The organism is Hyunsoonleella flava, assembly GCF_004310325.1.
Lineage (GTDB): Bacteria > Bacteroidota > Bacteroidia > Flavobacteriales > Flavobacteriaceae > Jejuia > Jejuia flava.
Window position 1 is genome coordinate 360,415 of record NZ_SIRT01000002.1, and the last position, 19,889, is coordinate 380,303.

Genomic DNA, 19,889 nt, shown 5'->3' on the forward strand with positions numbered 1-19,889 from the left:
CAGTTAAACGTATCAACAATTAAACAAATCAACAACAGATATGAAATTCGCCATCATCAAAGAACGTAAAAACCCACCAGACCGTCGTGTGGTATTTTCGCCATCAAAACTAGCCGACGCCAAAGCAAAATATCCCGAAGCTACGTTTAAAGTAGAGTCTTCAGATATACGTGTTTTTCTAGATGAAGCTTATGCATCAAAAGGTTTTGAAGTTACCGACGATGTGTCAGATTGCGATGTGATGATAGGTGTAAAAGAAGTGCCAATTGACGCTTTAATTCCGAATAAAAAATACTTTTTCTTTTCGCATACCATAAAAAAGCAACCTTATAACAGAAAGCTATTAAAAGCCATTTTAGAGAAGAATATTGAACTGTATGACCATGAAACCATAGTCAACGAAAAAGGATTCAGGTTAATTGGGTTTGGACGTTACGCAGGTATTGTTGGTGCATATAACGGATTTAGAGCTTGGGGCTTAAAATACAATTCTTGGGAATTGCCAAAAGCAGGTCCATTACCAAATCAAGCTGCTTTAATTGATGAGCTAAATAAAATCGACATGCCAACCATCAAAATATTACTCACAGGAAGTGGTAAAGTAGCAAGAGGTTCTCAAGAAATGCTGGATGCCATGAATATCAAATCGGTTTCAGTAGAAGACTATCTCAATAAAAACTACGAAGAACCTGTGTATTGTAAAATAGATGTACTAGATTACAATAAACGATTGGATGGAACCCAAGTAACCGATGTGTTTGATTTTTTCAATCACCCAGAAAAGTACGAATCCAATTTTATGAGATTCGCTAAAGTGACTGATTACTACATTGCTGGTCATTTTTACGGAGATGGTGCACCATATCTTTACACAAGAGCAGATGTAAAATCGAAAGATTTTAATATCAAAGTTGTGGCAGATGTAAGTTGTGATGTTGATGGTCCAGTGGCCACTACATTACGCGCATCAACCATAGCAGACCCCATTTACGGCTACGACCCAGAAACCGAATCTGAAGTAGATTATAAAACCAAAAACGCCATAACTGTAATGGCAGTAGATAATCTTCCTTGTGAATTACCACAAGACGCTAGTGAAGGTTTCGGAGAGATGTTTCTACAGCATGTTATTCCTGCATTTTTCAATAATGATGCAAATGGTATTTTAGAACGTGCCAAAATCACTGAAAACGGAGAATTAACAGAACGATTTAGCTATTTACGGGATTATGTGGATGGTTTGGAGTAAGTATTTATTTGAGTTTTACTTTCAAGAATAACAGACTGGTTCATTTTATTATAGTTCACTTTAGATAAAATTGACTCCAATAAAGGCAACATGTTATTTAAGTTTTTGGTCTTAATTATAAAATTCCAAAGCGGTTCAAATTTTTTCCAACCGCCAGAATAGAGAAGGTGTTTTAGTTTATGCTTATGCGATTCATGGTTAAAACTTGCTTCAAAAATGTTGGACCATTTGTAAAATTCTTTATATGCCCAATCATAACCGTTTTTTAATTCTTCTGCTGATAAATTTGTGGTTTTGTACACTACATTCCTAGTATCATATAAGTCCCAGTTTTTTGTAACGATTCGATTTTGCTGCTCCATATCCTTGTATAATTTTGTTCCAGGATAAGGTGTTAAAACATGATAAGTAGAAGTGGTTACGGCATTTTTTACACCCCAATCAACCGTTCGTTTAAACACATCTTTATCATCTTCATCTAAACCAAATACAAAACTGCCATTTATCATGATGCCCAAGGCATGCAACCGATTTACAGCTGCTTCATAGTCCTTTTTAAGATTCTGTTTTTTATTGCTTTGTTTTAAGTTGTTCGGTGAAAATGTTTCAAAACCTACAAATACACTGCGTAAACCAGCTTCTGCTGCTTTTTCAATAAGATTACCTCTCAAAATTGCATCTACTGTAGATGCCGCTTGAAAAACACGATTCATACCTTTCATCCCTTCAAAAAGGTCGGTAGCAAATTTGGCATTACCCAATAAATGATCATCTAAAAAATAAAGATGTTTACCAGGAAGTCGGTCAATTTCAGCAAGTGCATCATCGACTAATTGTGTGTAAAATGATTTACCACCTTGGAAAAATGCATCTTTGTAGCAAAAACTACAGTGATGTGGGCAACCTCTTGTAACTACAATTGAGTTTGGCACTAAGTATTTATGGCGTTTAATTAAATCGCGTCTAATAGGTGGTAAAGTAGTTAATGTTCTCACAGAAGAACTGTATCTCTTTTTAGGGTTTCCGTTTTTGAAATCTTTTAAAAACTCAGGAAACGTATCTTCACCTGGTCCTAAAAAAATAGAATCGGCATGTTTTGCGGCTTCATCTGGTAAAGAAGTAACATGTAACCCACCAAGAATAACGTAACATCCTTTAGCTCTATAGCTATTAGCAATTTTGTAAGATCTGTAGGCATTGGTAATGTAGACTTGAATTAACACCAAGTCTGGTTCGTCATTAAATTTTAATGTTTCTACATGCTGATCCTGTAAATCAATCTCATCATCTGGTGACAAAAATGCAGCTAAAGTAGCTAATCCCAAAGGCGGGAATAATGAGTATTTTATGGGTCTCCAAAATGGACTTTCGGCTTCTGCCAACGCGGGTAGTATAAGTTTTACTTTCATGACTGACTTTGTTTGTGCGTTGTATTAAGTGACTGGAACATCCAAAACCCTAAACTTAAAAAGAGACCAAATAGAAATGTGAATAACCAAGCTTCTGGATTAGAAAACGGTTGTAATAGGATGGTAAAAATATCTTCAAATAAATATTTAGGATTACTTAATATTTCCCAAGAATTGTAACGTAAAAACCGCCCAAGATATACCCCAAAACCATTTAAGAAAAAAAGACTAAAAATTAAGTACTTGATTTTAGAAGCACTCACATAAGGTTTTAGAATACTTTTCATGTCTAATACTGATAAGAAAAACAGTAATAGCCCATTACTGGCAAAGGATAAAACAACTAAAACATCTAACCATAAAAGTGAGGTATTGCCCATTTTTAAATGCAGCAAATCTGTAACGATGTAGGGCGCATTGGGTAAAAAAAGCAGCCAAACCCCAAAACAAAGTACTAACCACAACCAATTAGGTTTGGGGATACTTATTAAATATGTGGTTATGGCAAAGGGAATGGCTGCCAGAAATAAATTCCATACTAAAAATAAGTAGAAGAATGAATGTGTTAACTTCATTCTAATCATTAATAAAATGATGCTAAATAGCATGGAAACGCTTACTAACGCAAACGTTTTGAATCGGGACAAAAAGAGGTTTTTTACGTAATCCATAGTTTATATATTTTGTATTCTAAGCCTACTACGGTAATGATACCGAGAGTGTAAGCCACTAAATCTGAGATATGAAATGAGCTACCTAAAATCAATTTTGCGAGATAATTATCTTGTAAATTGAATAGCTTTAGATAATTAGTGAGCTGCAAAAATTCTATAACAAAGGCAAATGCTAAAACAGATATAGCTATTTTAAAATGGTTGTCTTCAATAAAAATTTTAAAAAAACTGTACATGAGAATTGCAACTAGAAAGTCACCAACAGTATGACGAATAAAGCCAGTTTTTAGGTAGATTGCTATTAGTGCTTCTGTTAGAAATAAAAGCAGTGTTATTAATGCGTATGTTTTGTGGAATTTGAGTTTCATATAAATTCAATTAGTATATAGAAATAAATGAATGCAATTGGGATATTTAGTAGTACAATACCTATGGTTTTTAGAATCTCTGTTTTGTCGGTACTCGACCCCAACATTGAAAACCCAAGAGCTAAAAATGTTATAGTATTTAATATGAATGCTATAATTATGAATAGTATTCCAGGATAAACAAATGCAAATGAAGTGGTATTATACATTTGTAGCGCAAACAGAATAGTGCCAATTATAAAGCTTATAAAGGCAATGGATTTACTTGCTGTTATTAAATTTTTCATCGGTGTCTTTTGCGTTAGCGATTGAACGGCCTGTTTGAGCTCCCCGACGTAGGAGGGAGCGAGTAGTGAAATGTTTACATTCACGATTTCATAAATTTGAAATAAAATGAGATGAGTAAAGCGCGACCCCCGCTTTTGGGCGGGGGAAACGCCCTCAAAAAAAACACTAACCAATACAATTAACCATTGTTCCAATCTATTTTTCGGGATACATACATGACGATGGCGAGTATGAGGAACAGACCTATACTGCCTACTAGTAGTGCATAGTTTTCGAGTTGTATGATGACATAGATAAACGCATATAATGCACTTAACGATGCCCCAATGAATAATGGGAACTTAAATGTTTTTAATATAGATTTTGAGTATAGTGTGATGAGAACAATCACTGATATTCCTGCTATTAAATAGGCTTTTAAGAAATTACTGTGCTCTGATATTGAGACTAAAAGTGTATAAAACATAGTAAGCGCCAGCCCAATCATTAAGTACTGAAAAGGATGAATGTTGATTTTGCTTAATGTTTGAATGAGGAAGAATACTAAAAATGTAAGACCGATTACAAGGAAACCGTATTTTGCAGAGCGTTCACTTTTTTGATATTCGTCTACCATGACCATAAACTTTGTGCCGAATGCAAATTGAGTAAGGTTGGGAATGCTTTTAAGGTGTTGTTGTGAAAAAGCACGATTGATGTGCAGTACTTTCCAGTCTGCCTTAAATCCATCTTTAGAGATTTGTTTGGTTTCATCGTTAGGCAGATAATTGCCCATAAAACTTGGGTCTGCCCAATTGGAAGTCATGTGCATGGTAGTTGTTTTGCCTATAGGAATAAGCTCAACTTTTCGGCTACCATTAAACGTAATTGAGAAGGTGAAATCTGTATTTTTAGATTTGAATAGGTCTGCATCTTTAATGAAACTAGACTCTAATACATCGAGATTATTATTTTTATTTTGGTTAAAATTGGTTTCAAAATTATAGGCTTTATCCTCTAGCTTTATTTGAACTTCACTTTTGATACCTTTTAGATTTGAAGTTTTAATAACGATTTTTGCTTTGTCCCACATAATATCTTTGGGTTTAATACCCTTAGCGGTCAAGTCAACCGGAATATAGTGTCCAGCAAAGTCCATTTGAGTGGTAAACACAGCAGATTCAAAATTGCCACGTTTTAAAGTTTTGGAGTTTACTTCTACTTTAGAGTTTAGTTGCTCTGGAAATACGTAAGCATATTTAATGTGCGTTTGGGTTTCTTTAAAGTAGGTTTTTGTTTTTTCATTATACGTTTTGGTTTCCGTATAGGTTTTATATGGAAGCTTTAATATAGGGCCGTAAACTAAAACATTGTTGCCCCATTTTTGATTGATTTCGTTTACAACATCTTGTTGTCTATAAGCGCGCTCGTTAATTAAACTGCTGATATACGATAATGGGATTAATAGAATGATAACTAAAAATCCAACCATAAGCATGCGTGCTGTAATTGATGTTTTAAGCCAATGGCCAAATTTGTTGTTTTGTGGTGTGTGTTCTTGTGTTTCCATTGTTATGATTTTTAAAGTACTTTGAAATTCAAAGTAAAGTGATAAAAAAATTATTTTTGCTTATTGATAATAGCCTCGAGGGCTTCAATATGTTTTCTAAATGCAGCTCTACCTAGTTTTGTGGTAGAGTAGCGGGTATTGGGTTTTCGTCCTATAAATTGTTTTTCTACTTTTATATATTCAGCTTTTTCAAGTGCTTTGGTATGGCTTGCCAAATTGCCGTCCGTAGCTCCTAAAAGCTCTTTCAACATATTAAAATCAGCGTATTCGTTAACCATTAGAATAGACATGATGCCTAGCCTAATTCGGTGATCAAATAGTTTATTTATGTTGTTTATGATGCTCATATCGTTTTCTGCAAAGACAGGAATCTTAATTTTTGATTATATATTTTTTTATTAGGCGGTATGCGATGTATATGATTAATGCAATATTCAAAATTATCCAAAGATAATAAGAGAAATACGCTACTTTTTCAATTAATGACATACTTTCTAAACTGAAATATTCTCCTTTTGATTCGTCATAAAAATCTTCATAATTTAAAAGGATTAATCCAATAATAATCCATAAACCTAAATCAATTACTATGAATATTATAACTAAGAGAATATTTTTGAGGACTTTCATAATGCAAATCGAAATTGCTATTGCTTTTTAACATCATATTTAAAGTGCATCCACGAACCATAAATAATATGCATTAACCCAAAACCAATCACCCAAAGCCAAAAGCCATAACCAGGTTTCCAAGCTCCAATCAATCCTAAAATTATTTGAACGTAGCCTAAAAATTGAATATCTCCAATACTATATTTTGATGCATTAACTAATGCTAAGCCATAAAAAATTAACATTAACCCTCCTGATTGCCCGTATTTACCTTGACTTAAAATGATTAAGATATAAAGACCTCCGACAACTAGAGGAATCAAAAAGTTTAATACCAAACGACGGGAAGTGCTATCCCAAATTTTTGCATCATCTTTTTTGGCTTTTCTTGTGGTTAATAAAATACCAGTACCAATGCTTAATATTGCCACAATTACTAAAGTGAGAAGACAGGTTTCATAAACCCAGCCATCTAAAATTAAAATGCCGTTGCTATAAGTCATTACTAACCAATACGCTATTGCTGCACCTATTAATGCATAAACCCCTGCTAAAATTCCAGACAATCCACTTAGTGAAATAAAGCGGGAGGATTTATTCATCATATTTTTAATTTCGCTAATGTCTTTTAGATAATCTTTTGATTCCATTTTAAAGTACTTTGAAATACAAAGTAAATAAAATAATTTTAATTTACCTGAATAAATTTTTGTTAATTTTATTGATGGTTAAAATTTTTGCTTAAAGTTTAGATGAGATCCAAACTCTGGAATATAACTTTGATTTTAGTATTATTTTATAGTTGTAAGAACGACCGAAATCTTGATGGGAATTATTCTATATGTAATTATGGAGAATATGCAGAAGTATATTTCAAGGGAGATTTTATGAGGGTTGCATCTGAAAGTGAGTGGGTGAAGTTATCTGAATGGAAACAAGTTAAAATTAATAATGATACTCTTTATTTTGAATCGTTCGGCGAATGGAGAGATAATTGGAAAGCAGAGATAAAATATATTGGAAAAAATAAAATTGAACTATATAACTTAGCAACTGATATAAGTGTTAGCTTGGAGCCAATTAATGTCGATTTAAATTTTGAAAATTCTAAAGAATTTTGGAAAGGTTTTAAGACTCGAAAAAATTTAAAGGGTTGTAAATGAAGATATCTAATATTAAAAAAATTACTTAGAGAATTGCTCATGAATCCAGCCGAAGAATATATCCTCAACCAACCAGATCCGTATCGTTCTATTCTATTACATATTCAAATGATAATTGAACGGACTATTCCAGAAGCAGAATTAAAATACAAATGGAGAATCCCTTGTTATTACCATGGCGAAACACCTATCTGTTATTTAAATGCAAGCCATAAAAAACAGTTTGTAGATATTGGGTTTTGGCATTCGGCATCCTTGTCTAAATTTGATGAATACCTCGTTAGTGAAAATCGCAAAGTTGTAAAATCACTACGCTACTCGTCTTTAGAAGAAATTGATGACACTATTTTTATAGCCATACTCGAAGAAGCAAAAAAACAAAAGGGAAAATTATTTTATAATAAGTAAAATGTGTCACTATAACTTTGAATGTTTAGTTATGTGAACCATCACAATAAGGAGGGTTTTTAGTTTGCTTGCATGTGCATAGATAAGCAGTTTTATCTTCATCTACCGTAAATACCATTGATGGCGTAGCTTTTGCTGCTCTGTGTGATCCATTGCAGAACGGTTGTTCATCACTGTGCCCGCAGGTGCACCATGCATAATTTTTGTTTGCTTCTAATTCGCATTGTATCGGTGCGTCCCCGCCTCGTTTGTTGTTTTCCATAGTTTTCTAGTAATTAACGGTTACTAAAATACTATTATTTCAAGCTATTTACAGTTTTTTTAATAGAAACTAAGTTAGTTAATAACAGTTCTAAATTATCCAGATGCAACATATTGGCCCCGTCACTCTTGGCGTTAGCGGGATCAAAATGAGTCTCGATAAATAAACCGTCCACATTATTTACTATACCTGCGCGAGCAATCGTTTCAATCATGTCTGGACGCCCACCAGTAACTCCCGCAGATTGGTTGGGCTGTTGCAACGAATGGGTAACGTCCAAAACAACTGGTGCATATTGGCGCATCGTTGGAATGCCCCGAAAGTCTACAATCATATCCTGATAGCCAAACATAGTACCTCTATCGGTTATCCAAGCTTTATTGCTTCCTGAGTCCTTTACTTTTTGTACTGCATGTTTCATCGCTTCGGGACTCATAAACTGTCCTTTTTTTAAGTTTACGACTTTACCAGTTTTGGCTGCCGCAACGACCAAATCCGTTTGGCGTACCAAAAATGCAGGAATTTGAAGCACATCTAAATATTCAGCAGCTTTTTCAGCATCAGTTATTTCATGAATATCGGTAACCGTGGGTACATTAAAAGTATCTGAAACTTTCTTTAAAATTTTTAATGCCTTTTCATCGCCAATGCCTGTGAAACTATCAATACGGCTGCGGTTTGCTTTTTTAAAGCTACCTTTAAATATGTATGGAATTTCTAATTTATCGGTAATAGAAACTACTTTTTCCGCAATACGTAGTGCCATATCTTCACCCTCAATGGCGCATGGGCCACATAGCAAAAAGAAATTATTGGAATTGGTGTGTTTTAACTTAGGAATATCGCTTAGTTGCATGTATTTTACATTTAAAGCGTAAAGTTAAGGAAATGATGTGATTTGATGAGGCTTAATTTTGGAATTACACTGTTGTTGGCAGGCAGGTGTTTTAGTTATTGTAGCGGCAGCTTTTGGCGAGGCGCGCATCAAGCCAAAACTATTAGCGGAAAGCACGACCCGCAGGGTAACACCCTAAAAACTTATAGGCTTTTGTTTAAAGAGTTTCTAATAATCCACAATGCCATGATTAAGCTTGCAAATATAAAGATGCCACCATATACTGTGAGTTCCTTTATAGGCTGTGAGAGTGATACTAGTTGTAACATGTCTGATAGGAATGCTAAAATGAGATAGGACGAAAGGCAAACAAATGTAATGCCTAATGTGAAGTTTAGCTTTTTGTTAGGTTTTATAATTTGCCATAAAAATGGGGTGCCAAAAAGTAAAATGGGATACGCGCTAATGCCTTCTGTTTGGTTAACGGTTTTAAAGAGATAGGCTGTTACTACAATAAAATATAGGTAAGGTGTGTGTTTTGAGCAATCTTTGATAAAATTCATTTTCGATAATCTTTAAAATACTTTATTATTTAAACGAATTGAAGGGCTAAATAGTTTTTTGATATCGTTCATATAACATATAATTAACTAATTTTGGTATTAAATGTTAAAATATGCAGTACCTTTGCACGCTTAAATAAGGGATTCAGAATGAAGAACATAAAGAACATTGCGATAATTGCTCACGTAGACCACGGAAAGACAACATTGGTAGATAAAATTATGTACCATTGTCAACTTTTTCGTGAAAACGAAAATACAGGTGATTTAATTCTTGATAATAACGATTTGGAACGTGAAAGGGGCATTACCATTACTTCTAAAAATGTTTCTGTAATTTATAAAGACACAAAAATTAATATTATTGATACTCCTGGTCACGCTGATTTTGGTGGTGAAGTAGAGCGTGTGTTGAACATGGCAGATGGTGTGTTGTTGCTTGTTGATGCTTTTGAGGGACCAATGCCTCAAACTCGTTTTGTGCTTCAAAAAGCTATTGATTTAGGTCTGAAACCTTGTGTGGTTATCAATAAAGTAGACAAGGAAAACTGTACACCTGATGAGGTGCATGAAAAAGTGTTCGATTTAATGTTTGAATTAGGTGCGGAAGAATGGCAATTAGATTTTCCAACAGTTTACGGTTCTGCCAAAAACAATTGGATGAGTGAGGACTGGCAAAATGAAACTGAAAATATCGAACCGCTTTTGGATATGGTAATAGAGCATATTCCTTCACCTAAAATTGAAGAGGGGACTACACAAATGCTAATTACCTCGTTAGATTTCTCATCATTTACAGGCAGAATAGCCATCGGGAGATTAACCCGTGGCGAATTAAAGGTGAATCAGAATATTTCATTGGTTAAGCGTGATGGTGCAATCGTAAAATCCAGAATAAAAGAATTACACACGTTTGAAGGCTTAGGTCGTAAAAAAGTTGATGCGGTAAAAGCTGGGGATATTTGTGCCATAGTGGGGCTTGAAGGTTTTGAAATAGGTGATACGGTTGCCGATTTTGAAAATCCAGAAGGTTTGAAGACCATAGCAATTGATGAGCCTACCATGAGTATGCTTTTTACTATCAACGACTCACCTTTTTTCGGAAAAGATGGTAAATATGTCACTTCTCGTCATATTAAAGAGCGTTTAACCAAAGAGTTAGAAAAAAACCTAGCACTAAGAGTTGAAGAAACAGATAGTGCTGATAAATTTATGGTTTTTGGCCGCGGTGTTTTGCATTTATCAGTATTGATAGAAACTATGCGTCGTGAGGGTTATGAGCTTCAAATAGGACAACCGCAGGTTATAATTAGAGAAATTGATGGTGTTAAATGTGAGCCTGTTGAGGAAATGACCATTGATTTGCCAGAGCATGTCTCAGGAAAAGCCATTGAAATGGTAACGATGCGAAAAGGCGAAATGTTGAGTATGGAAGCCAAAGGCGATCGTATGGTTTGTGAATTTATTATTCCATCTAGAGGAATTATCGGTTTAAGAAATCAATTGTTAACTGCCACAGCTGGAGAAGCCATTATGGCGCACCGTTTTAAGGAATATCAGCCAATAAAAGGGGGAATCCCAGAGCGTCAAAATGGAAGTTTGGTATCTATGGAGAACGGAACGGCTATTCCATATTCAATTGACAAATTGCAAGAACGAGGTAAGTTTTTTATCGACCCAGGTGAAGATATCTATGAAGGACAGGTGATTGGTGAAAATTCGCGTGGTGATGATATGACGGTGAATGTAACGAAAACCAAAAAATTGAGTAATGTACGTTCTGCCGGAGCAGATGATAAAGCTAAAATTGTGCCTGCTATCAAGTTTTCTCTGGAAGAAGCATTGGAATATATTCAAAAAGATGAATATGTTGAGGTAACACCAAATCATTTAAGACTCCGAAAAATATACCTCACTGAGGTCGAGCGCAAGCGTAATAAAAGTATTTAACTAGGTAAACCTAGTTTGGGGTATTATTACCTAAATATAATAAGCATGCTATGGAGCTATTCGGAATAACATTAACGGAATGTGTTGGTTATCTCGCATCGTTAATGGTATTATTATCCTTTGCGATGAAATCTGTCAGAGTACTGCGAATGGTGAATATGGTTGGGTGTATTCTATTTATTATCTATGGGTTTTTACTGCCAACATTAAGGATAGGTTTGCCCATAATAATTGCAAATACGGCCATTTTTTTAGTGAATCTCTATTATTTATTATATAAGAGGCAATAGAGTTCTTATATTTACCGAAAATATCTAATGATGCATTTTCTATATTTCGATCCTACAATCGGGGCAATGATAGTTCAAGCCATTGTTGCTGCTATAGCAGGGGTAGTATTGTTTTCAAAAAACTTGATGTATAAAATCAAATCTTTTTTGGGCTTAATTAAAGATGAAGAAAAAGATATGTTTGATGATATAGATATTGAGAATTCCGATTTAGAAAATAAAAATTCTAGTGACTCCTAAAAAAGCCATTCCTTCCTCATTTAGAGACCCTTCAGGTTATGTGTTTTTAGACAATGGTGTTATTAAACGAGTTATTAAGCCTATTTATTTTGAACAGTACAAATCCCTAAGAGATTCAGGCTTTTATAAAAGATTGTTCAATAACAACATTTTGATTCCTCATGAGGAACTCTCAAGCACAAGTTCTGATATTATTATCCAACCAGAACAAATACCATTCATTACATATCCTTACGAGTGGTGTTTTAATCAATACAAAGAAGCGGCATTATTAACTTTAAAACTTCAAAAATTTAGTCTGGATCAAGGGTATTCATTAAAAGATGCTTCAGCGTTCAATATTACATTTCATCAGGGGTCTTCAATTTTTATAGATACACTATCCTTTGATTTTTATAAAGAAAACTACCCTTGGCGTGCTTATAAACAGTTTATTTCACATTTTTTAGCACCACTTCTTCTGGCACATTATCATGGTTCTCAATCGCTTAAATTAATGCGTGAGTTTATTGATGGTATTCCGCTAAGAATGCTATCGTCTATGTTGCCTTTTAAGTCTAAACTAAATCCAATTATATATACAAATGTTCACCTATTGGCAAAATTTGAAGGTAAACATAGCGAAAACTATAAAGGAGAGGCTAAGGTAAAATCTTTATCAAAAGGAGGTCAGTTAAAGATTATTGAGAGTTTGTATGGCTTTGTTAAAAAGTTGAAATTAAAAGAATATACCGAATGGGGCAATTATTATGATAAAACCAATTATTCCGATACTTCTTTTGGTTTGAAAGCTGAGGTAATCAATACTTGGGTGTCTAAATTAAACCCTCAAAATATTATTGATATAGGTGGTAATGATGGGACTTTTGTAAGAGCAATTGCCAGTAAGGTAAAGCAGGCATTAGTTTGTGATATAGATAATAATGCTGTAGATTTTAATCATCTAAAAGTTAAGAAGCATAAGGAAAATTATATGTTGCCCTTCGTTTTAGACGTTTTAAACCCATCTGCTTCTATTGGATTTAATAATAAGGAAAGGGCTTCTTTTCTGCAAAGAATCAAAGATTTTAATTTAGATGTAACTTTGGCCTTAGCGCTAATTCATCATATGACCTTGTCGGGTAATGTAACTTTTCATATGTCTGCCCGATTTTTTGCTTCATTTTCCAAAATTTTAATACTTGAATTTCCTAAAAAGAATGATTCATGGGTAGAGCGCTTATTAAATTCTAAAGCAGAGTTTAAGAATCATTTTGATTTTTATTCCTTAGAGAATTTTGAAAAAGCGTATTCAGAGTTTTTTGAAACTGTAGAAAAAAAAGAAATTGAGGGTAGCGAAAGAGTGATGTTTTTATTGAAAAGAATAAAGGATGTTTAAATTAAGGTCACGAATATTAGCCTTTCTTGAAAGTAAAAAGGAATATCCCATAATAGCAGCTATAGCAACAGGTTTATATCCGTTTCTATATTATTACAATTCTAATTTTACACTGGTTAATTCTTGGGAACAGTTTGGGTTTTTCATTTTGTGCTATGTTTTTATTCCAATTTGTGTTTTTTATTTACTGTACATATTTTTTGAGAGAATAGATAAAAATAAAAGATATCTTAAATACTTAATCCCTATTTTTAATCTAATTACTTTTAGTGCTTTTGTGGTTATTTCAACTTATGGCTTCAAAACTAAAGCTTTAGTATTAGCAATTACGGTTGCTATTTTGATAGGTATTGTTTTTTCTAGACACATAAAGAAGATAATAGTGTTTCAATATTTATTGGCATTTTTTGTTCTATTAAAACTAGTTCCAGATATTTATAAAGTAACCAACTATTCATCAAAATGGATGGCCCAACCAGATGACATTGAAAACGTTGTATTTAAAAAAAAACCAAATATTTATGTCATACAACCTGATGGGTATGCTAATTTTTCAAAGCTAAAAGATGTACCTTATAATTATGATAACAGTAATTTTGAGTCTTTTTTAAAGGATAATGATTTTAAATTTTACAGTGACTTTAGAAGTAATTATATCTCCACTTTAAGTTCAAATAGTTCAATGTTTGCGATGAAACACCATTATTACAATAATTCACCTTCTGGTAAAGAATTGTATGGCACAAGAAAGGTAATTGCAGGCGATAATCCCGTAATTTCCATCCTTAAAAAAAATGGCTATAAGAGTTTCCTTTTATTGGAGCGCTCGTATCTCCTTGTAAACCGACCACACTTATATTATGATTATTGTAATATTGATCTTAGTGAAGTTTCATATTTGGCAAGGGGTTTTGAGATAAATAAGAGTTTAGTAGGTACTATGGATACGTTGGTAAGTAATAATACTGAAACCGATAATTTTTATTTTTTAAGAATAATGCGTCCTAGCCATGTATCAGTTAATAAGAGCGAATCAAGAGGAATAAAAGGGGAGCGAGAATTTTACTTATCTGAACTAGAAAAGGCAAACCAAACTTTAAAAGAAATTATAAATATTATTAATAATAAAGATGAGAACAGTTTGATAGTAATTATGGCAGACCATGGTGGATACATAGGGTTAAATTACAGCATGGAAAGTAGAATAAAACAAACTAATGAGACTACAATTAATTCTATTTATACTTCGGCTTTAGCCATAAAATGGCCGAATAAAGTTCCTGATTTTGATGATAAATTTAAAACCCCAGTAAACTTGTTCAGAATTTTATTTTCATATTTAAGTGATGACACAAAGTATTTAAGACACTTAGAAGGAGATAAAAGTTATGCTATAATAAATAAAAATGCCCCTGTTGGCGTTTATGAATACATAAACGAGAATGGAGAAGTGGTATTTAGTAAGCATAAAGCTCACTAATCTGAAGTTCTAGTTTGGCTGATGTGAACATAAATCATTTTGTATATTTGAAAACTAATAAACGACCAATTCCCTCTCAAAATTTATTAATAGTAATAGTTTAAGAATAACAACTAAACTAATTGAAAAAACTAATAGATTATATAAGTTCTAAGGTTTTAATAAAGGCTACTTCACTAAAAACTGCAGCAGTTTTTACTAGGGTAATTGCAGGTTTGTTAACATCAAAAGCTATTGCTGTAATTATTGGTGCAGAAGGTTTGGCTCTTGTTGGGAATCTTAGAAATTTTGTGGCTTCTACCCAAACATTTGCCACACTTGGGTTTTACAAAGGAGTCGTTAAGTATGTAAATGATTTTAAAGAGGATCTAGTAAGGCTTAGTAAAATACTATCAACAGTGTACTATGTTGGTTTTGTAATGACTATTCTTGTTTCTTTTTTCTGTTACTTTCAAGCAGAAACTATAAATGACCTTATTTTTCCAACATATAATGATTACGAATATGTAATAAAGATTTTTGCTATTGTACTGCCCTTTTATGCGCTAAATATGTTTGCATTTTCTATTATGAACGGGTTTTCTAAGTATAAAATCTTAATTATAATAAATATCATTGGGCAAGTTTTAAGTTTATGTGTGGCGCTTTTATTAATATATCAAAACAAATTGGACGGCGCGTTGATTTCTGTTGCTATTTCAGAATCCCTTATATTCTTAATCACCTTAGTTGGTATCATTAATAGAAAAAGCTTGGTGCCTTTAATAAGTGTAGGGCACGTTAGTCTTACTCACTTAAAAAAGTTAAGTTCTTACTCTGGTATGGCCTTGTTTTCGGCTGTTATCTTGCCACTAGTTATTTTAGCTATTCGTTCTCATATTATTGATACTATCGGTTATAAAGATGCTGGTTTTTGGGAGGCAATGCTTAGAATTTCGAAATACTACCTTATGATGGTAAGTTCGTTGTTAGGTTTATATATTATCCCTAGATTTTCTGAAATAAACGATATTAAGGAATTTAAAAAAGAAGTATTCTCACTTTACAAAACCATTGTGCCCTATTTTGTACTTGGCTTGGTGCTAATATATTTATTACGACCTTTTATAGTCTTATTAGTTTTTACTGAGGAGTTTGAACCTGTTGAAGATTTGTTTTTATGGCAGCTTTTAGGCGATTTCGTTAAGGTACTTTCTATGATAATTGCATACCAGTTTTTGGCCAAAAAGATGTTTTGGCATTACATTATTACCGAAGCTTTTTTGGTCATAATTCTATATACTACGAGTATATACTTCATAAAAATTTATGGTGTTGAAGGTGCAGTAATTGGTCATTTTGTTAGCTATTTAATGTATTATGGCGTAATCTTGTTAATATTTGGAAGCTCTCTTTTTGGAGTTGAATCTGATAAGAAATAGTGTTAATTAGTTCATATTTATTTTTTGAAACTACCTAAGTTTATAAAACAAAATTTATTGTTTAAGGTTACTTCGGCTAATGCATTTCTTGTGGTTGCAAGAATGGGCTTTACTTTGGTGGCACAAAAGGTGTTAGCCATAATTATTGGAGCTGAAGGTATCGCAATAGTAGGTAACTTAAAAAATGTAATAGCTTTTTTCGAAAGGTTTTCGGTTTTAGGTACTTCAAATGGTTTAGTGAAATATATTGCTGAGTACAAAGAAGATAAAGAAAAGCTAAATCAATTATTCTCAACTACTTTTTTGTTCAGTTTAGTTTCGGCTCTGCTATCTTTCGTTATACTTTTTTTTGGAGCGGACAACTTAAATCAATTACTTTTTGGAAATGCGAGGGATTTTAAAATAGCATTTAAAATTTTAGCATTTGTTATACCGTTTTTTTCCTTAAACGCTATTATTCACGCACTCTTAAACGGACTTTCAGCATATAAAACCTTTACCAAATCTACGCTATTAATAGTTGCAATAAATGCAATTTTAATCGTTGGTTTAACATATAAGTATGGTCTCTATGGAAGTTTGTTGGCCGTTGTTACTATTCCTTTTGTGCAATTTATTTGCTACTTAATTCTTACTTATAAAACAAGTTTTAAGTATATAAATTTAAGAACTGTAACACTTAGCTCAAGTTTTAAAAGTAAACTACTTCCTTATAGTTTGATGAGTATTTTAGTAGTGCTTTTTATTAATATTAACGATATTGCCATAAGAAGATTGATAGAAAGCAAAATAGGAATTTCAGATTCAGGATACTGGACAGCTATGAACTCTATTTCCAAAACATATATGCAGTTTACTGCTGCTATTTTTCCACTTTATATCTTACCGAAATTTTCTAGAATTTCCAATACATTGGATTTTAGAAGAGAAGTAAAACAGATATATAAAATGTTGTTGCCACCACTAATTATAGGTCTTTTTTTAGTGTTTTTATTAAAAGATTATATTATTAGGTTACTCTATACACCAGAATTTCTGGAAATGTCAAAATACTTTAAATGGCAATTATTGGGAGATTTAGTTAAGTTTATAGCTATTGTAATTGCGTATCAATTTTTGGCCAAAAAACAAACAAAAAATTTTATACTTACTGAGCTTTTTTCAGTAGTTATTTTTTATATACTATCTGTATATTTTATAGATTATTACGGTACCGAAGGAGTAATCATGGCGCATTTTGTAAGGTATATATTGTACTTTGTAGTGGTTTTGTTTATTTTAAGAAATACCTTTATTGGGGGTAACAAAGCTTTATAGTTTTTATGAAAGCATCAACTTTAGAACATAAATTGGGGTTGGAAATTCTTGTTTCTACCATGGACAGAAGTTCGCTTTCTTTTCTAGATAATATGTTTCCGCATCATGATTTAAGAAGCTTAAATATTTTAATAATCAATCAAACTACGATAGGACAGGAATTAACTTCTAATCAAAAAAATATAAGAGTAATAAATTCATATGATAAAGGGCTTTCGAAAAGCAGAAATTTAGCTCTTGAAAATGCTATTGGAGATATTTGCTTAATTGCAGATGATGATGTTGAGTATGTTGAAGGTTTTGAAAATGCTATTAAAAATTCGTTTTCAAAACTCAAAACTATTTCTGTAGTGCTTTTTAAGATAAAAACATTTGATGGTAATTATTATAAAGGTTACCCTCAAAACAGTAAGCTCTTATCAACAAAAAAAGAATTAGCAAAATCGTCTTCAATAGAAATAGCTTTTAGAAGAGAAGATATAGAGAAACATAAGATTAGGTTTAATACGCTTTTTGGATTAGGCAGTCAATTTCCATCAGGAGAGGAGTATTTGTTCTTAAGAGATGTACACAAACATAAAATGAATGTGTTTTTTGAGAATACCTATATTGTAAAACATGAACGAGAAAGCTCTACAAGTAAAGTAGAAAGTGATAGTTTTTTAATGACAAAGGGTGCTATTTACTACATAGACTATAACTTGTCTGCTTATTTTTTTGCCGTTAAATATGTCCTTTTTCTTCTAAGAAAGGGTAAGATAACATTAGGTGAGATATTTAGAACCTATTTTAAAATTATAAACGGTATTTTGGCTTACAAAAATCAAATATGAAAGATTTTCTAAACGTATATAAGAGGTTTATCTACATTGCTATTCCCGTTTTTTTTGTTGAGTGTTATTTAAATGGTTTCTCGCTAGCTACCATTCTTAATTTAATTGAGAATTTAATTTTTGCTACACTTATTATTATTCCATTTGGTTTTATAAGTAATAGAAGGGTTTCAATAATTTACTTTATAATTTCCATAATTCTATTTGCGTGTACTCTGTTCTTTGAGGTTACCTATAAATACCTTTTTAAAACATTTTTTAGTGCATCTGCCATTTTTGTAATGCTTGATTCTAATTTAGAAGAGAGTAAAGAGTTTTTGGCTTTTTACGTAGATAAGCCAGTAATTATCTTTTTGTTCGTGATTCTGGTTTTAATAGTAATAGCTCTTTATAATTTTAGAGTATTGAATTTTGAACGATTATGGAACAAAAATTTTTCCAAGATTAAACTTGTGGGCTTGTTTGTGCTAATATTGGTGTTCTTAAAATTTACTAAATTAATAGACACTAATACACCTTATCTTATAACTAGAGCAATCAGTGGATACATCACAGAAACGAATCGATTAGGCAACTATAAAGACAATAAGAAAGGAAGTTTTCAAAATGTTAGAAGAGTATCAAAGAAAGATGAAGAAGAAGTTTATGTCGTCTTAATAGGAGAGTCAACTAACAGAGATCACCTCCAGATTTATGGCTATCATAGAGAGACCACACCAAATTTGAAAAAGAGAGAAGCAGAATTATTAATTTATGATAATGTAATTAGCCCACATGCTTATTCTGTAGGAGCACTTGCCAAAATTTTAACTTTAGGTAATTATGAAAATCCCGAGAATATTTCTAAAGGCTCAATTATTCAATTATTTAATAGGATAGGTTTTAAAACTTACTGGCTTTCAAATCAAAGACCAATAGGACCTTTTGAAAGTATGATTACAAAAATTAGCTTATCAGCGAATAAATACAAATTTTTAACTACATCAATAGCAGGAAACAATCAAGTTTTAGATGGAGATTTAATAAACGAATTTAATGATGCTTTAAAAGAACCAGTACCAAAAAAAGCTATTTTTTTACATCTAATGGGAACACATCACCATTACGAAAATAGGTATCCTGAAGCATTTAATGAATTTAAAAACAATCCCAAAACAAAATTTCTATCTGATGAGAGTAAAACAAAAATTAATCATTATGATAACGCAATACTATATAATGATTTTGTGATTTCTCAAGTTATCAATAAACTAGACAGCTTAGATGTAAAAAGTTTTGCACTTTACTTCTCAGATCATGGAGAGGAAATGTATAGAGATTTGGATATGGCAGGACACAATGAAGATGTGTATTCAAAACAAATGTTTGAAGTGCCATTTTTCCTTTGGAAATCTGAAAAATTTAATAAGTTAAAGACCATTTCTTATTTTAAAAATAGAAGCTACATGATAGATGATTTCTTTCATTCAATTGCTGATATGTTAGATGTTTCGGCTGATGAAGTTGATTCTTCTCGTAGTATTTTTAGTCAATACTTTAAGGAACGAAAACGGATTATCAAGGATACTATCAATTATGACACCTTTTTTGATTAAAGGAC

Annotated in this window: 21 protein-coding genes; 11 read left to right on the forward strand and 10 right to left on the reverse strand. The window is 32.3% G+C overall.

What is annotated here, in order from left to right; genetic code table 11:
- The first annotated feature begins 40 nt into the window (after positions 1 to 40).
- The gene (locus tag EYD45_RS04840) at positions 41 to 1,249 is read left to right on the forward strand and encodes an NAD(P)-dependent oxidoreductase (protein WP_130963221.1); all 1,209 of its coding nucleotides are present in this window, start codon (positions 41 to 43) and stop codon (positions 1,247 to 1,249) included.
- On the opposite strand, the gene EYD45_RS04845 is transcribed toward EYD45_RS04840, so the two are convergent.
- The 7 genes from EYD45_RS04845 to EYD45_RS04875 form a co-directional block, all read right to left on the reverse strand.
- Complete coding sequence (locus EYD45_RS04845) at positions 1,228 to 2,658, reverse strand: B12-binding domain-containing radical SAM protein (protein WP_130963222.1); 1,431 nt, start codon at positions 2,656 to 2,658, stop codon at positions 1,228 to 1,230. The genes EYD45_RS04840 and EYD45_RS04845 overlap by 22 nt on opposite strands.
- Positions 2,655 to 3,329 carry a DUF1361 domain-containing protein gene (locus EYD45_RS04850; RefSeq protein ID WP_130963223.1) on the reverse strand — a complete coding sequence of 225 codons (675 nt, stop codon included), beginning with the start codon at positions 3,327 to 3,329 and terminating at the stop codon, positions 2,655 to 2,657. Before EYD45_RS04850 ends, EYD45_RS04845 begins: the two co-directional genes overlap by 4 nt.
- Positions 3,317 to 3,700: a ribosomal maturation YjgA family protein gene (locus EYD45_RS04855; protein WP_130963224.1), complete on the reverse strand. Its 384-nt coding sequence runs from the start codon at positions 3,698 to 3,700 to the stop codon at positions 3,317 to 3,319. Before EYD45_RS04855 ends, EYD45_RS04850 begins: the two co-directional genes overlap by 13 nt.
- Positions 3,697 to 3,987, reverse strand: coding sequence for a hypothetical protein (locus tag EYD45_RS04860; RefSeq protein ID WP_130963225.1), 291 nt, complete (start codon positions 3,985 to 3,987; stop codon positions 3,697 to 3,699). The genes EYD45_RS04855 and EYD45_RS04860 overlap by 4 nt, the downstream gene beginning before the upstream one ends.
- A 179-nt stretch (positions 3,988 to 4,166) precedes the next feature.
- Entirely contained in the window at positions 4,167 to 5,537 is a 1,371-nt protein-coding gene (gene creD, locus EYD45_RS04865; protein WP_130963226.1) for a cell envelope integrity protein CreD, read from the reverse strand.
- 50 nt (positions 5,538 to 5,587) lie between these two features.
- On the reverse strand, positions 5,588 to 5,884 hold the full coding sequence (locus EYD45_RS04870) for a winged helix-turn-helix domain-containing protein (protein ID WP_130963227.1): 297 nt from the start codon (positions 5,882 to 5,884) through the stop codon (positions 5,588 to 5,590).
- Between the two features lie 300 nt (positions 5,885 to 6,184).
- On the reverse strand, positions 6,185 to 6,799 hold the full coding sequence (locus tag EYD45_RS04875) for a hypothetical protein (protein ID WP_130963228.1): 615 nt from the start codon (positions 6,797 to 6,799) through the stop codon (positions 6,185 to 6,187).
- A gap of 129 nt (positions 6,800 to 6,928) precedes the next feature.
- On the opposite strand from EYD45_RS04875, the gene EYD45_RS04880 reads away from it, so the two are divergent.
- Together EYD45_RS04880 and EYD45_RS04885 are read left to right on the forward strand one after the other, a co-directional pair.
- On the forward strand, positions 6,929 to 7,312 hold the full coding sequence (locus EYD45_RS04880; protein ID WP_165453888.1) for a hypothetical protein: 384 nt from the start codon (positions 6,929 to 6,931) through the stop codon (positions 7,310 to 7,312).
- Between the two features lie 39 nt (positions 7,313 to 7,351).
- Positions 7,352 to 7,720 carry a DUF1801 domain-containing protein gene (locus EYD45_RS04885; protein WP_130963230.1) on the forward strand — a complete coding sequence of 123 codons (369 nt, stop codon included), beginning with the start codon at positions 7,352 to 7,354 and terminating at the stop codon, positions 7,718 to 7,720.
- A gap of 25 nt (positions 7,721 to 7,745) precedes the next feature.
- On the opposite strand, the gene EYD45_RS04890 is transcribed toward EYD45_RS04885, so the two are convergent.
- The 3 genes from EYD45_RS04890 to EYD45_RS04900 form a co-directional block, all read right to left on the reverse strand.
- A complete protein-coding gene (locus EYD45_RS04890; protein ID WP_130963231.1) occupies positions 7,746 to 7,982 on the reverse strand; it encodes a CDGSH iron-sulfur domain-containing protein in 237 nt (78 codons plus the stop codon).
- Between the two features lie 34 nt (positions 7,983 to 8,016).
- Positions 8,017 to 8,838 carry a 3-deoxy-8-phosphooctulonate synthase gene (kdsA, locus tag EYD45_RS04895; RefSeq protein ID WP_130963232.1) on the reverse strand — a complete coding sequence of 274 codons (822 nt, stop codon included), beginning with the start codon at positions 8,836 to 8,838 and terminating at the stop codon, positions 8,017 to 8,019.
- 182 nt (positions 8,839 to 9,020) lie between these two features.
- On the reverse strand, positions 9,021 to 9,380 hold the full coding sequence (locus tag EYD45_RS04900; RefSeq protein WP_130963233.1) for a hypothetical protein: 360 nt from the start codon (positions 9,378 to 9,380) through the stop codon (positions 9,021 to 9,023).
- Between the two features lie 150 nt (positions 9,381 to 9,530).
- On the opposite strand from EYD45_RS04900, the gene typA reads away from it, so the two are divergent.
- The 8 genes from typA (at position 9,531) to EYD45_RS04945 (ending at position 19,884) form a co-directional block, all read left to right on the forward strand.
- A complete protein-coding gene (typA, locus tag EYD45_RS04905) occupies positions 9,531 to 11,330 on the forward strand; it encodes a translational GTPase TypA (protein ID WP_130963234.1) in 1,800 nt (599 codons plus the stop codon).
- A 317-nt stretch (positions 11,331 to 11,647) separates the two neighbouring features.
- Positions 11,648 to 11,860, forward strand: a complete 213-nt coding sequence (locus EYD45_RS04915) for a hypothetical protein (protein WP_233702528.1) — start codon at positions 11,648 to 11,650, stop codon at positions 11,858 to 11,860.
- A complete protein-coding gene (locus EYD45_RS04920; RefSeq protein ID WP_130963236.1) occupies positions 11,850 to 13,238 on the forward strand; it encodes a class I SAM-dependent methyltransferase in 1,389 nt (462 codons plus the stop codon). The genes EYD45_RS04915 and EYD45_RS04920 overlap by 11 nt, the downstream gene beginning before the upstream one ends.
- Positions 13,231 to 14,718: an alkaline phosphatase family protein gene (locus EYD45_RS04925; RefSeq protein WP_130963237.1), complete on the forward strand. Its 1,488-nt coding sequence runs from the start codon at positions 13,231 to 13,233 to the stop codon at positions 14,716 to 14,718. The genes EYD45_RS04920 and EYD45_RS04925 overlap by 8 nt, the downstream gene beginning before the upstream one ends.
- Before the next feature lie 122 nt (positions 14,719 to 14,840).
- Positions 14,841 to 16,139, forward strand: a complete 1,299-nt coding sequence (locus tag EYD45_RS04930; RefSeq protein ID WP_130963238.1) for an O-antigen translocase — start codon at positions 14,841 to 14,843, stop codon at positions 16,137 to 16,139.
- A gap of 57 nt (positions 16,140 to 16,196) precedes the next feature.
- The gene (locus EYD45_RS04935; protein ID WP_130963239.1) at positions 16,197 to 17,456 is read left to right on the forward strand and encodes an O-antigen translocase; all 1,260 of its coding nucleotides are present in this window, start codon (positions 16,197 to 16,199) and stop codon (positions 17,454 to 17,456) included.
- 5 nt (positions 17,457 to 17,461) lie between these two features.
- The gene (locus EYD45_RS04940; RefSeq protein ID WP_130963240.1) at positions 17,462 to 18,289 is read left to right on the forward strand and encodes a glycosyltransferase family 2 protein; all 828 of its coding nucleotides are present in this window, start codon (positions 17,462 to 17,464) and stop codon (positions 18,287 to 18,289) included.
- Entirely contained in the window at positions 18,286 to 19,884 is a 1,599-nt protein-coding gene (locus EYD45_RS04945; protein WP_130963241.1) for a sulfatase-like hydrolase/transferase, read from the forward strand. The genes EYD45_RS04940 and EYD45_RS04945 overlap by 4 nt, the downstream gene beginning before the upstream one ends.
- Positions 19,885 to 19,889 lie beyond the last annotated feature (5 nt).